We start from the raw sequence: 12,371 nt of genomic DNA, 5'->3' as shown, positions 1-12,371 counted from the left end.
GATCAGGAGATGGGGTGGGGACCGTGGAGCGCACGACGTGCTGCGTGGTCGGGGGCGGCCCGGCGGGGATGGTGCTCGGGCTGCTGCTGGCCAGGGGCGGGGTCGAGGTCACCGTGCTCGAGAAGCACGCGGACTTCCTGCGGGACTTCCGCGGCGACACCGTCCACCCGACGACGCTCGACCTGCTCGACGAGCTCGGCCTGGGGGAGCGCTTCGACGCCCTGCCGCAGAGCCGGATGGAGGAGGTCGCGTTCCCGGTCGGGGACGGGGACGGGGACGGGGAGAGCCTGGTGGTCGGCGACTTCCGCCGGCTCGCGGGCCGCGTCACCCACCCCTACGTCGCGATGGTCCCGCAGTGGGACCTCCTCGACCTGCTCGCCGACGCGGCCGAGGCCGAGCCGACGTTCACGCTGCGCCGCAGCACCGAGGTCACCGACCTGCGTCGCGACGCCACGGGACGCGTCACCGGGGTGGCGTACCGGACCGCGGACGGCACGACCGGAGAGCTCGCCGCGGACCTCACGGTGGCCTGCGACGGACGCGGCTCGACGGCGCGCGCCCGGGCGGGCCTCGAGGTGGTCGAGTACCCGTGCCCCATGGACGCCTGGTGGTTCCGGTTGCCCCGGCACGACGTCGAGGACCGCCCCGCGCTCATCCCGCGTATCGGGCCGGGGCGTATGGCCGTGGTGATCCCGCGGGAGGGCTACCTCCAGGTCGGCTACCTCACGGTCAAGGGTCGTGACGCGGAGGTCCGTGCCGCGGGGATCGAGGCCTTCCGCGCCGACGTCGCGGACCTCGCACCCGACCTCGCCGACCGCCTCGAGGCCCTCGAGAGCATGGACGATGTCAGGTTCCTCGACGTGCGCCTCGACCGGCTGCGTCGCTGGCACGTCGACGGGCTCCTGTGCATCGGCGACGCCGCGCACGCGATGTCGCCGATCGGCGGGGTGGGGATCAACCTCGCGGTGCAGGACGCCGTCGCCACCGCGACCCTGCTGGCGGAGCCGCTGCTCGGGCGACGGGTCACCGGTACCGACCTCGACCGCGTGCGCCGTCGCCGCCTGCTGCCGACGATCGCCGTGCAGACGCTCCAGCGCCTCCTGCACCGGGCGATCGTGACGCCGGCCCTCGAGGGGCGGATGGCGGGCCCGCCGCGGATCGTGCGCCGCATCGCCGCGGCGTTCCCGTCCGCGACGGCTGTTCCGGCCTACCTCATCGGGGTCGGCCTGCGCCCCGAGCGTGCCCCCGACTTCGCCCGCCGGGCCCCGGTCACGGCCGCCTGAGGCCCGCCGTCTCCTCGAGCACCGCCCACGCCGCGCCGACCCCGTCCTCGGCCGCCATCCGAGCGGCGGGACCGGCCAGGTCTGTGCGGGGCGGAAGGGCGTCGAGGGCACGGTCCAGCCGCGCGCCGGTGAGACGCCCGGCCGGCACGGGCGGCGCCGCCAGCCCGGCCGTGTGCAGCCGCCGCGCCCAGAAGGGCTGGTCCGCGAACATCGGCACGGGCACCGACGGCACGCCCGCGGCCACCACGGCGTGGGCGGTCCCCGCGCCGGCGTGGTGGAGCGCGGCGGCGCAGCGCGGCAGCACCGACGCGTGGTCGACGGACCGGCGGACGAGCACGTCCGGACCGGCGAGGTCGTCGGGCACCTCGAGCCCGCCCCACCCCGTGACCAGCAGGACCCGTGCACCGCGGGCGCGCAGGACGCCGACGATCGTGCGGGCCCGGGCGCGCGGGTCGCCGCGCGCCATCGAGCCGAAGCCCGCGTAGTGCACGTCGCCGGCGGCGAGGAAGTCGTCGAGCTCGGGGTCGGGCGGGCCGGCGGTCCCGTCCGGCGGGTCCACCCAGCGCCCGGTGACGACGGTCGTGGCGGGCCAGTCGTCCGGCCGGGGCAGCAGGACGGGGCTGACCGGTACGACGGTGCGGGTCGGGGCGGCGCCGGGCGGCAACGGTCCGATGTCGCGCTCGACGCGCCGCCGGGCCGCGCGCTCGCCGAGCCGGGCGCCGGCGGCGAGCGCGCGGAAGGTCAGGGGGTTCAGGGCCGGGACGTCGGGGACCGGGAGGCCTGCGGCGGGGAAGTCGCGGGTGGGCGTCAGCGTCGGCACGATCTCCGCGCGCACCCACGGCCGTCCCCGGCGGGCCGCGATCGCGCCGGCCGTGAGGATCTTCGGGTGGGTGAGCAGCACGTCCGGCGCCGCGGCGAGCGCCGCGGCGACCGCGGAGCGCTCGATGGCCGCGAGCATCGGCGCCATCGTCGTCCGGTACGTCCGCAGCGCCGTCCACGGCGAGGTGCCCTGAGTCGCGATGAGCGCGGCGAAGTCGCCGTCGAGACCGTGCACGACGGCGCCCGTGCGGGCGGCGTCGTCGCGGGCCTCGCGCGTGACCGCGAGGTGCACCTCGTCGCCCCGGGCGACCCCGTGGCGCGCCAGCGCGAGGAACGGTGCCACGTCTCCCCGCGAGCCCGCCGTGACCAGCAGCGCCCTCATCCGGCCTCCTCGCACCTCGGGGTTGTGGAGGTGACGGTGCGGGCGGAGCGTAGCCGGGGCCACAGTCCTCCGGGGTCGTTCGAGGGCCACGATGGTCGGACGTCCGAGTATCGTGAGGTCGCGCTGCAGTCAGAGCAAGGGCACGTCCTATGGAGGATCGCTGTGGACCCGGATTTCGACCTGTACAGCCTCGGCGAGGAGCGCGACGCGCTGCGTGAGTCGGTCCGGGCGCTCGCCGAGAAGGAGATCGCGCCCCACGCGTTCGAGGTGGACCAGACGCCCCGGTTCCCGGAGGAGGCCCGCACGGCCCTCGTGCAGGCGGGGTTCCACGCGATCCACATCCCGGAGGCCTATGGGGGCGAGGGCGGCGACTCGATCGTGGCCTGCATGGTCATCGAGGAGATCGCGCGCGTCGACGCGTCGGCGTCGCTGATCCCCGCGGTGAACAAGCTGGGCTCGATGCCGATCATCCTGAGCGGCTCCGAGGAGCTCAAGCAGCAGGTCCTCCCGACCATCGCCTCGGGCGAGTCGATGATCAGCTACGCCCTCTCCGAGCGCGAGGCCGGCTCGGACACGGTCTCGATGCGCACCCGCGCCCAGCAGGACGGGGACGACTGGGTGCTCAACGGCACCAAATGCTGGATCACCAACGGCGGCATCTCCGACTGGTACACGGTCATGGCCAAGACCGACCCCGACAAGGGCGCCAACGGCATCTCCGCGTTCGTGGTGCACAAGGACGACCCCGGCTTCTCCGTGGGTCCGAAGGAGCACAAGCTCGGCATCAAGGGCTCGCCCACCACCGAGATCTACTTCGAGAACTGCCGCATCCCGGGCGACCGCATCATCGGCGAGCCCGGCACGGGGCTGAAGACGGCGTTCGCCACGCTCGACCACACCCGGCCCACCATCGGCGCGCAGGCGGTCGGCATCGCGCAGGGCGCGCTCGACGCGTCGGTCGACTACGTGCGCGAGCGCCGGCAGTTCGGCAAGGCCGTCGCCGAGTTCCAGGGCGTCCAGTTCATGCTCGCCGACATGGCGATGAACACCGAGGCCGCGCGGCACCTCGTCTACGCCGCCGCCGCCCGGGCCGAGCGCGGCGTGAAGAACATGGGCCTCATCGCGTCGGCCTCGAAATGCTTCGCCTCGGACACCGCGATGTCGGTGACCACCGACGCGGTGCAGCTCTTCGGTGGCGCCGGCTACACGGTCGATTTCCCGGTCGAGCGGATGATGCGCGACGCCAAGATCACGCAGATCTACGAGGGCACCAACCAGATCCAGCGCATGGTCATGGCCAGGAGCCTCCTCAAGAAGTAACCCGTTCGGGGTACTCCTCACGGAGCGTGAGAGTAGCTAGTCTAGCCGGGCGAAAGGGACCGCCAGAACGGAGCGGCCCCGCCCACGCTCCGTGAGAGGTCTCCCCATGCAGTGGTACCTGAAGGTGCTCAAGCAGTACGCCGACTTCAGCGGGCGTGCGCGTCGCACCGAATTCTGGATGTTCGTCCTGTTCAACGCCATCGCCTACGTCGTGCTGGCCCTCATCGACGTGCTGATCGGCACGGCGAGCTTCGCCTCGACCGGTACCGGGTTCCAGTTCGGAGGGGGTCTGCTGAGCGGCCTCTACTCGCTCGGCGTGCTGATCCCGTCTCTCGCGGTCGCCGTCCGCCGGCTCCACGACACCGACCGCACCGGATGGTGGCTGCTGATCGGCCTCATCCCGATCGTCGGCGGCATCGTCCTCCTGGTGTTCTACTGCATCGAGGGCACCCGCGGCCCCAACCAGTACGGCATGGACCCGAAGCAGGACGCCATGGGCGGCGGCTACCCGCAGGGCGGCGCCCCGCAGCAGGCGCCCGGCTACCCGCAGCAGGGTGGCTACCCGCAGCAGCAGGGATACCAGGGCCAGCCCTGATCTGATCCCGGCCCCACCCGCACGACGCAGCACGACCCGACACCGGATCCGGCACCCGCCGGGTCCGGTGTCGTCGTGTCGGGGGTATGGGGGTCAGGCGAACGGCCCGCCGGGCGCGAAGACGCGGGCGGCGAAACGGTCGGCGATCCGGACGTGGGTGGCCGCGTCGGGATGCAGACGGTCGGGCAGCGGCAGCTCGGCGGCGTCGGCCTCCCCGTAGAGCTCGAGGCCGTCGAGGTGGTGCAGAAGCGGGTCGTCGGGGATCCGCTGGGCGAGGACGCGCTCGATCTCCTCGCGGATCACCCGCAGCGTGAGACGCCCGGCGGGGACCTCGGCGGGGTCGCCCGTCGCGCGGAACGACATGGCCCCGTGCTCGTCGAGGTCGACGGCGCCCGGGCCGGGGGTGTCCTCGTGGATCGGGCACAGGATCGGGGACACGACGAGCAACGGCGTCGTCGGGCGGCCCTCGCGGATCGTGTCGAGGAACCCGTGCAGCGCGGGGCCGAGGGCGCGCCGGCGCATGACGTCCGCGTTCACGAGGTTGATGCCGATCTTGATGCTGATGAGGTCGGCGGGGGTGTCGCGCAGCGCCCGGGCGACGAACGGGTCGATCATCGCGCTCCCGCCGAAGCCCAGGTTGACGAGCTCGACGCCGCCCGCCGCGGCCGCGAGGGCGGGCCAGGTCGTCGACGGGCTCGCGGCGTTCGAGCCGTGGCTGATCGAGCTGCCGTGGTGCAGCCAGACCGGGCGCTGCGCGGGCGGCACCGTGACCGGAGCGTCGGTGCGCAGGGCGACGAGGTCGGTGATCTCGGTGTGCGGGAGCCAGACCACGACCTCCTTGTCGTGCTCGGGCAGTCCGTCGAACCGGACCGTGCCCGCCGGCCCGGGCTCGGTCTCCGCCGCGCCCGTGGTCGGGTCGAGACGCAGGACCCGCCCGCCCGAGGTCCCCGCGCGGGCGACGAGCCGGCCGTCGACGTGCAGGTCGTAGACGCCGTCGGGGCGCAGCGGCAGGCCCCGGTAGCCGACGCGGGTGCGCAGCGTGTCCAGCTCGACGACCGACGCCCGCGTGCGCAGGACCAGCCGCACCCCCGACGGCTGCGCCTCCGCCATGAGGAGCTGCCCATCTGCTTGCGCGCGGGCCCGGCCGGGCAGGCGGTGCGGGCGCAGGCCGTCGGCGGTGGGCTCCAGCTCGAGCGCCCCGCGCACCAGCTCGGGGGTGATCTCGGTGGTGATCACGCGTCGAGGACCCTGGTGACCTTCTCGGTCCCCGCGCGCCGTTCCTGGTCGCCGGCGGGGTGGCGGACGTGCACCAGCGAGGCCCCCGCGGCGAGCACGGCCAGGAAGCCGTCGACGAGGCCGCCGGTGCTCGTGACGGGCCAGGCGGCGGTGCTGAGGACGCGGTCGTCCGGGCCGAGGCCGAGCTCGGCGGCGCGCCTCCGGGCGCCCGCGACGACGCCCGCGACGTCGACCCCGGCGAGCGCGGGGGCGTCGTCGGGCACCGGGGTCAGCGGGTCGAAGTGGTCGCCCTGCAGGCGGACCTCGGTCGCGTAGTCGACGGCTCCGGACGGCAGCCCGTCCCCGAGGCCCCGCCCGAACGCGTCGAGGGAGAACCCGACGACCAGGCCGGCGCCGGCCGCGGCGTCGAGCGTGTCCTCGGTGGCGAGGGCGACATCGGCGCCCGCGGGGTCGGCGACGGCCTCCGCGCCGCACCACCAGATCGCGCACAGGGCCGCGGCGGCCTGCCAGTGCGCCGGCAGCAGGACGGCCACGGTCGTGCCCGGCTCGACGTCGCACTCGTCGCGCAGCAGGTTGGCGGTCTTGGCGACCCAGTTGCCGAACGTCGCCCCCGAGAGCTCGATCCGCTCGCCGGTGGCGTCGTCGTAGAAGGTGATCAGGGGGCGCGCGGCGTCGGCCGCGAGCACGGGGTTCAGCAGGGCGTCGGTCACGGTCATCGGGCGCGACGGTATCGGTGGGCCGTCGGTGGGCCTAGTCGACGCAGGCGACGCCCTCGGCGGTGATCGCCGGCTGCGGCGGGGGCACAGGCGCGGGGGTCTCCGCGGTGCCCGAGAGCCCGTTCGAGGACTCGCCGCCGGAGCCGCCCAGGCCACCCAGACCCGTGGCCTGGGGCGGCGCCGCGCCGGGGCCGTCGTAGTCGTTGCCGAGCACGACGCGCACCGAGTTCGGTGGCACCGCGGGGTCGAAGCGCGCCGGCAGGTCGCCGAGACTGCGCGCCACGCGGGCGCCCGCGGCGTCGCCGGCGGGACCGAACAGCACCTCGGAGCGCGGGGCCGGCGCCTCGGCGTTGCCGGCGACCGTGCGCGCGTACCCCTGCGCGGACAGGACCGCGACGACGCGGGCCGCGGCGCCCTCCGCGCCCGAGGCGTTGCGCACGTCCACGGGGATGGTGCTCGGCGCCGGCCCGTCGTCCTCGGCGGCCGAGTTCTCGGGGCCGATGGCGTCGGCGACGAACCGCTGGACGGCGGTGGGGTCGACGGCCACCACGTCGCCGCGGCCGTCGATGTTCTGCGTGCCCTGGGTGGGGATGGTCAGGAACGCGACGGCGCCGCCGCTGACGTCCTGCATCTGCTGGCCGAAGCGCAGGAGGTCCCAGTTGCCGTCGAGGACCACGGACCCGCGGACGGCGTCGAGCAGCCGGGCCAGGGTGAGCGGGTCGGCGAGCGTGCCGCTGGAGAGGATCTTGCGGGACATCGACGCGAGGAACGCCTGCTGGCGCCGGATCCGGTCGAGGTCGCCGTTGGGCAGGCCGTGGCGCTGGCGGACGAAGGCGAGCGCGTCGTGCCCGGCGACGGTGCGCGGGCCCGCGGGGAAGCGGGCGCCGGAGAGCTCGTCGTCGACAGGGTTCTTGAGGCACACGTCGACCCCGCCGATGGCGTTGGTCAGCGTGTAGAAGCCCATGAGGTTGACCTCGGCGTAGTGGTCGACGGTCAGCCCCGTGAGGTCGGCGACCGCGCGCACCAGCTCCTGGCGACCCGCCTCGGAGGAGCGGACGTCGACCTCGCGCGGGTCGGTGACGCCGGACTGCACCAGCCGGTTGGCCTCGTCGGCCTTCGCGCCGGGGTACGCCGAGTTGATCTTGTCCCGGCGGAAGGCCCCGGGGATCGAGACGTAGCTGTCGCGCGGGATCGAGAAGGCCACCGCGCGGCTGCCGTCGTTGGGCACCCGCACCAGGATCATCGTGTCGGTGTTGACCACGCCGTCCGCGGCGCCGGCGCCGATCGCCCGCAGCGCGTCGTCGGGCAGCGCCTGGCCCTGCGCGTCGGTGCGGCTGTCGACCCCGACGAGCAGGATGTCGGTGGCGCCGTCCGCGGCGTCCCCGACGGGGCCGTCGCCGAGCGCCCCGGACGATCCCATGGAGCCCGAGAGCGCCGCCCACGCCGTGCCGGACAGGGCGAACACGAGCACCGAGAGCACGATCATCGCGAGGCGCAGCGTGCGCCCGATCGACCGCCGGCCGCGCTCGGGCGGGAGGTCGCCGCGGCCCGGGGCGGGCGGGCGCGGGGCCCGCGGCGGCGGGGACCCCGGACGGCGGTCGCGCTCACGCTCGCGCAGCGCGCGGGTCTCGCGGGGGTCGCGGTCGCGGGGGTCACGGTCGCGCGGGTCGCGGTCCCGGGGCGGGGGAGCCGGGCGGCGGGGGCGGTCGTCGGGCGGGACCGCGCCGTCGGGGCGCCGTGCCCGGGCCTTGGTCGTCCCCGGGGCGGACCGTGCCGACCCCCGCACCTCGACCGACGGGGTCGAGAGCTCCGCGAGGTCGCGGCGGCGAAGGCGGGCCCCGCCGCGCTCGGGCTCCCGACGGACCGGCTCGCGCTCGGGGACGGTGGGGTCGACGTCCACGTCGGGCGGCCCGCCCGCACGACCGGGGCTACGGCGGGCGGCGGTGGGCCCGTAGCGGCGGGCCGGATCGCGACGGGGCTGTTCGGGACGGGGCTGTTCGGGACGGGCCTGTTCGGGACGGGTCTGGCCGGGCTCGTCGTCGTTCATCGGCCCGGCCTCCCTCCACGTGCGGGCCCACGGGCCGCCCTCGATCTCGTCCATGTCTCGCCCCGGCGTCCGCAGCACCCCGGCGACCGGATCGGTCCGGGGCACGCGATCCCTGGTCACCGGCGTTGCGCGGCCCGGGAGGACGTCCGGATCGCAGATTAGACGGCGCCCGACCGGTTCGGGGCTTCTCACCCGTCCGACGGCCCGTCGGCGCGTCGTGGACACGGCGGGTCAGCCCTCGATCGGGAATCCGCTCCCGAGCAGGGGCTCTCACGGCGGACGGGACGCACCGGCGGTGACCCGCCGCGTCCGGTGCCCTCCGTGACCGGTGGGAGACTCCCTGTGAGTGATCGACGGGTGGGGGGTTCCTGTGCGGTGGATGGTGACCGGGGCCGGCGGAGCCCTGGGCAGCGAGCTCGTCGCACGGCTGACCCCGCCCGACGCCCCATCGGCCGGCTGGGCGTCGGGCGGGGTCGTCGCCGTGACGCGGGCGGAGCTGGACGTCACCGACCCGGTGGCCGTCCGCGACGCGGTGCACGGCGGGCTGGGCTCGGGCGACGGGCCTGCGGTGCTGCTGAACGCGTCCGCGTTCACCGCGGTGGACCGCGCCGAGACCGATCCCGAGGCGGCTGCCGACGCCTGGGCCGTGAACGCCGAGGCGCCCGGCCTGCTCGCGGCGGCGTGCGCCGAGGTCGGCGCGACGATGGTCCACGTCTCCACCGACTACGTCCTCGGGCCGCTGCCGGGCGGCGCGCGCCGCCCCCTGGAGCCGGACGACCCCGTCGGCCCGGAGGGCGTCTACGCCCGCAGCAAGCTCGCGGGTGAGGAGCGGGTGCGCGCGGCCCTGCCCGGCGCCCACCAGATCGTCCGGACCGCGTGGGTCTACGGCCCGACCGGGGCGAACTTCGTCCGCACGATCGCCCGGCTCGCCCGCGAGCGCGACACCCTGACCGTCGTCGACGACCAGCACGGTTCGCCGACCTGGGCCGGCGACCTCGCCGACGGCCTGCTCGCCCTCGCCCGCTCCGCCGCGCCCCCGGGGACGCGGCACGCGGCCGGCGGCGGGGCGACGACCTGGTGCGGCCTGGCCCGGGCCGTGCTCGAGGAGATGGGTGCCGACCCGTCGCGGGTGCGGCCGTGCGACACCGCGTCGTTCCCGCGCCCCGCGCCGCGTCCGGCCTGGTCGGTGCTCTCGGACGCCTCGTGGCGCGCGGCCGGCCTCGCGCCGCTACCACCCTGGCGGGACGCCCTGCACGCCGCCGTCGTCCGCCATCCGGACCTCCTGCCGGACTGAACGGCCCTGCTCGTTAATCCCATCGGTGTCATTTTCGTGTCCTCGGCGCACCGTCGCGCGTTGAGCGGCCATGGCTGTGGAGACGGTGCTCCTCGCGCTGCTCGGTCTCGTCGCCGTGTGGTTGGTGATCGACGCCGGGCGTGAGCGTCATCGGTTGCGTGCCCGCGTGGCCCGGGACGAGCGGTGGCAGGCCGAGCGACGGCGCAGTGACCGCCGCGCGGCGCGCCTCGCGGGCCCGACGGCCTCGTCGGTCCCGACGCCGAACTCCTGGCGGTACTGGCCGATGACCCTGCCGTCCGCCGACGACACCTCGAGCGGTCCACGGCTCTGAGTTCCTGGGTATGAGCGCCCTCGCGTGACACCCTGAGGCGATGACGGAGCAGGCCGCGCCGGGGACGACCACCTCGTCGGGATCGGACTCCGCGGACGAACCCCTCTGCGCCCAGGCGCGCGCGCTCCGGGCCGCGCCGGGCGACGACCAGGACGAGCACCACGAGGACCTCGTGGCCCTGCTCCGGCGGGCCCACGCCAGCGGTGAGCACTCCGCACCCGGTCTGCTCGCCGACGCCCACCTCGACCACGGCGAGCGTCGCGAGGCCGTCGAGGTCCTCACCCCGGCCGTACACGCCCGCGGGCGCAGCGACCTCGCCGGTCTGCTGGGCGAGACGCTCGAGGCGCTCGGCGACCACGAGGGCGCGGAGGCGGCGTTCCTCGTCGGGATCGACGGCGGCCACCCCGACGCGATGAACGACTACGGCGTCTTCCTGCGCGGTCGCGGCCGCACCCAGGAGGCCGCGTACGTCCTGGACCGCGCGGCCCGGCTCGGCGACGACCTCGCCCCGCTGAACCTCGTGGCCCTGCACCTCGAGGAGCTCGACGACCCGTTCACGGCCACCGAGCTCGCGGAGGCGTACCGGGACGACGCCAAGCCCTCCACACTCGTCGCGCTCGCCGACTGCCGGCTCGCGGAGGACCGCGTCGACGAGGCCGAGGAGCTCTACCGGCAGGCCGCGGCGGGCGGCGGGGCGTGCGCGCACATCTACTACGGCTGGTTCCTGCGCGACCGGCGCGGCGATCCGGAGGGCGCCGAGGAGCAGCTGCGCCGGGCCCACGAGGTCAAGGAGCCCGGCGCCGCGTTCCACCTCGCGCGCTTCCTCTACGACCACGGGCGCACCGAGGAGGCCCAGCCGTTCTTCGAGGAGGCGGCCTGGCGCGGCGACCCGGACGCTCTGGCGGTGCTCGAGGCCGAGTACCGCGGGCTGGTCGACGAGTGGGACGACTGAGTCGGCCACAATGCGGGCCGTGCCCGATCCCGTCGCGACCGATCCCGTGACCGCCCCCTACGGCTCCGGACTGGCCGTCGTCTGCGTGACCTACTCGCCGGGCGACTCCCTCGCCGAGCTCCTGACGTCCCTGGAGAAGGCCACGACGCGCCCGTACCGGGTGGTGCTCGCCGACAACGGCTCGGTCGACGGGGCCCCCGAGGCCGCGGCGGCCGCCGACGAGCGGGTCGAGCTGCTGCGCATCGGCGAGAACGTGGGCTACGGCGCGGCCGCCAACCGCGGCGTCGCGGGGCTGCCGGCCGAGGTCGGCTGGGTGCTCGTCGCCAACCCCGACATCGTCGTCGACCCCGGCGCGCTCGACACGCTGATCGAGGCCGGGGACCGCTGGCCGCGGGCGGGCGCGCTCGGGCCGCTCATCCGCACCGGGGGCGAGGTCTACCCGTCGGCGCGCCTGCAGCCGTCGCTGGGCCGCGGTGCCGGCCACGCGCTGTTCGCGGCGGTGTGGCCGGCGAACCCCTGGACGCGCTCCTACCGCCAGGAGGGCTCGGTCGCCGAGCGCACCGCGGGCTGGCTGTCGGGCTCGTGCGTCCTGCTGCGCCGCGAGGCCTGGGACTCCGTCGACGGCTTCGACCCGCGCTACTTCATGTACTTCGAGGACGTCGACCTCGGCGACCGGCTGGGCCGCGCGGGGTGGCTGAACGTCTACGTCCCCGACGCCGAGGTCGTGCACACCGGCGGGCACGCCACCGAGCGCGACGCCCCCACGTCGTCCCGGATGCTCGCCGAGCACCACCGCAGCGCCTACCGCTTCCTCGCCGACCGCTACCGCGGCGCGCGCTGGGCCCCGGTGCGGTTCGGCCTGCGGGTGGGGCTGGGGCTGCGCGCCCGCACCGGGGTGCGCGCGGCACCCTGATCGCGGTCAGCCGCCGAACAGGCGGCGCCACCACGGGCGCCGCGGCGTCTCCTGCGGGCTCCCGGCCTGTGCGCCGTCGTCGCCGGCGGGGAAGGGGCCGGAGGTGAACGGGCTGGCGGGGAACGGCGAGGTCCCCGGGTGCGTCGGACCGGTGCCGAAGCGCACGGTGCGGGCCTCGCTGTCGTCGTGGGCGCCGCGGTCGTCCTCGTCGGGCCGCCGGTGGTGGCCGTTGGTGCGGCGGCCGCCGTTGTTCTGCGGCAGCCGCTGGGTGAGCTCCGGGTCGACCGGGACGCCGCGACGGGCGGCCAGCCCGCCCGGGAGGACGGTGGTGGCGGAGGCGTCGAACGGCGACTCGGCGTTGTCCGGCGTGATCACATCTTCGTCACGCTCCGTGGCCCGCTGGGAGGCGTGCGCGATGGCGTCCTGGGCACGCTCCCACGCATTCGAGGCCACCACGACCCTCCTGCTCGTTCCCCCGACGGG

12 protein-coding genes are annotated in these 12,371 nt (G+C 75.6%); 7 read left to right on the top strand and 5 right to left on the bottom strand.

Translation table 11 applies throughout. The annotated features are described in order from the left end of the window. The first annotated feature begins 14 nt into the window (after positions 1-14). On the top strand, positions 15-1,283 hold the full coding sequence (locus PH189_RS15160; RefSeq protein WP_274189641.1) for an FAD-dependent oxidoreductase: 1,269 nt from the start codon (positions 15-17) through the stop codon (positions 1,281-1,283). Here the strand turns inward: PH189_RS15160 and PH189_RS15155 are convergent. Further along, positions 1,270-2,484 (bottom strand): glycosyltransferase, encoded by a 1,215-nt coding sequence (locus PH189_RS15155; RefSeq protein WP_274189640.1) that lies wholly within the window; start codon positions 2,482-2,484, stop codon positions 1,270-1,272. The genes PH189_RS15160 and PH189_RS15155 overlap by 14 nt on opposite strands. Before the next feature lie 162 nt (positions 2,485-2,646). Between PH189_RS15155 and PH189_RS15150 the strand changes: the two genes are divergently transcribed. Together PH189_RS15150 and PH189_RS15145 are read left to right on the top strand one after the other, a co-directional pair. Further along, entirely contained in the window at positions 2,647-3,804 is a 1,158-nt protein-coding gene (locus tag PH189_RS15150) for an acyl-CoA dehydrogenase (RefSeq protein ID WP_274189639.1), read from the top strand. Positions 3,805-3,910: 106 nt separating this feature from the next. Continuing rightward, positions 3,911-4,399, top strand: a complete 489-nt coding sequence (locus PH189_RS15145; protein WP_274189638.1) for a DUF805 domain-containing protein — start codon at positions 3,911-3,913, stop codon at positions 4,397-4,399. 93 nt (positions 4,400-4,492) lie between these two features. Here the strand turns inward: PH189_RS15145 and PH189_RS15140 are convergent, their stop codons facing one another. The 3 genes from PH189_RS15140 to PH189_RS15130 are packed head-to-tail and all read right to left on the bottom strand — an operon-like array spanning position 4,493 to position 8,503. Further along, positions 4,493-5,635 (bottom strand): GDSL-type esterase/lipase family protein, encoded by a 1,143-nt coding sequence (locus PH189_RS15140; protein WP_274189637.1) that lies wholly within the window; start codon positions 5,633-5,635, stop codon positions 4,493-4,495. Further along, complete coding sequence (locus PH189_RS15135; RefSeq protein WP_274189636.1) at positions 5,632-6,351, bottom strand: TIGR03089 family protein; 720 nt, start codon at positions 6,349-6,351, stop codon at positions 5,632-5,634. The genes PH189_RS15140 and PH189_RS15135 overlap by 4 nt, the downstream gene beginning before the upstream one ends. Before the next feature lie 34 nt (positions 6,352-6,385). Beyond that, positions 6,386-8,503 carry an LCP family protein gene (locus tag PH189_RS15130; RefSeq protein WP_274189635.1) on the bottom strand — a complete coding sequence of 706 codons (2,118 nt, stop codon included), beginning with the start codon at positions 8,501-8,503 and terminating at the stop codon, positions 6,386-6,388. A 274-nt stretch (positions 8,504-8,777) separates the two neighbouring features. On the opposite strand from PH189_RS15130, the gene rfbD reads away from it, so the two are divergent. The 4 genes from rfbD (at position 8,778) to PH189_RS15110 (ending at position 11,888) form a co-directional block, all read left to right on the top strand. Then, positions 8,778-9,692 (top strand): dTDP-4-dehydrorhamnose reductase, encoded by a 915-nt coding sequence (gene rfbD, locus PH189_RS15125; RefSeq protein WP_274189634.1) that lies wholly within the window; start codon positions 8,778-8,780, stop codon positions 9,690-9,692. Positions 9,693-9,762: 70 nt separating this feature from the next. Then, positions 9,763-10,023 (top strand): hypothetical protein, encoded by a 261-nt coding sequence (locus tag PH189_RS15120; RefSeq protein WP_274189633.1) that lies wholly within the window; start codon positions 9,763-9,765, stop codon positions 10,021-10,023. Positions 10,024-10,063: 40 nt separating this feature from the next. Continuing rightward, positions 10,064-10,975: a tetratricopeptide repeat protein gene (locus PH189_RS15115; RefSeq protein WP_274189632.1), complete on the top strand. Its 912-nt coding sequence runs from the start codon at positions 10,064-10,066 to the stop codon at positions 10,973-10,975. A 10-nt stretch (positions 10,976-10,985) separates the two neighbouring features. Then, the gene (locus tag PH189_RS15110) at positions 10,986-11,888 is read left to right on the top strand and encodes a glycosyltransferase family 2 protein (RefSeq protein ID WP_378014998.1); all 903 of its coding nucleotides are present in this window, start codon (positions 10,986-10,988) and stop codon (positions 11,886-11,888) included. Positions 11,889-11,894: 6 nt separating this feature from the next. Here PH189_RS15110 and PH189_RS15105 read toward each other — a convergent pair whose 3' ends face one another. Beyond that, positions 11,895-12,341: a hypothetical protein gene (locus PH189_RS15105; RefSeq protein WP_274189630.1), complete on the bottom strand. Its 447-nt coding sequence runs from the start codon at positions 12,339-12,341 to the stop codon at positions 11,895-11,897. Positions 12,342-12,371 lie beyond the last annotated feature (30 nt).

The sequence above is a fragment of the Actinomycetospora chibensis genome (genome assembly GCF_028737215.1).
GTDB lineage: Bacteria > Actinomycetota > Actinomycetes > Mycobacteriales > Pseudonocardiaceae > Actinomycetospora > Actinomycetospora chibensis.
The sequence above is the reverse complement of the archived record's forward strand: the minus strand, read 5'-3'. Positions and strand labels throughout refer to the sequence as shown.

Excerpts from the sequence above, each read along its gene's own strand:
- PH189_RS15155 (WP_274189640.1), bottom strand. The coding sequence starts at position 2,484 with ATGAGGGCGCTGCTGGTCACGGCGGGCTCGCGGGGAGACGTGGCACCG.
- PH189_RS15145 (WP_274189638.1), top strand. The coding sequence starts at position 3,911 with ATGCAGTGGTACCTGAAGGTGCTCAAGCAGTACGCCGACTTCAGCGGG.
- PH189_RS15135 (WP_274189636.1), bottom strand. The coding sequence starts at position 6,351 with ATGACCGTGACCGACGCCCTGCTGAACCCCGTGCTCGCGGCCGACGCC.
- rfbD (WP_274189634.1), top strand. The coding sequence starts at position 8,778 with ATGGTGACCGGGGCCGGCGGAGCCCTGGGCAGCGAGCTCGTCGCACGG.
- PH189_RS15120 (WP_274189633.1), top strand. The coding sequence starts at position 9,763 with ATGGCTGTGGAGACGGTGCTCCTCGCGCTGCTCGGTCTCGTCGCCGTG.
- PH189_RS15115 (WP_274189632.1), top strand. The coding sequence starts at position 10,064 with ATGACGGAGCAGGCCGCGCCGGGGACGACCACCTCGTCGGGATCGGAC.
- PH189_RS15110 (WP_378014998.1), top strand. The coding sequence starts at position 10,986 with ATGCGGGCCGTGCCCGATCCCGTCGCGACCGATCCCGTGACCGCCCCC.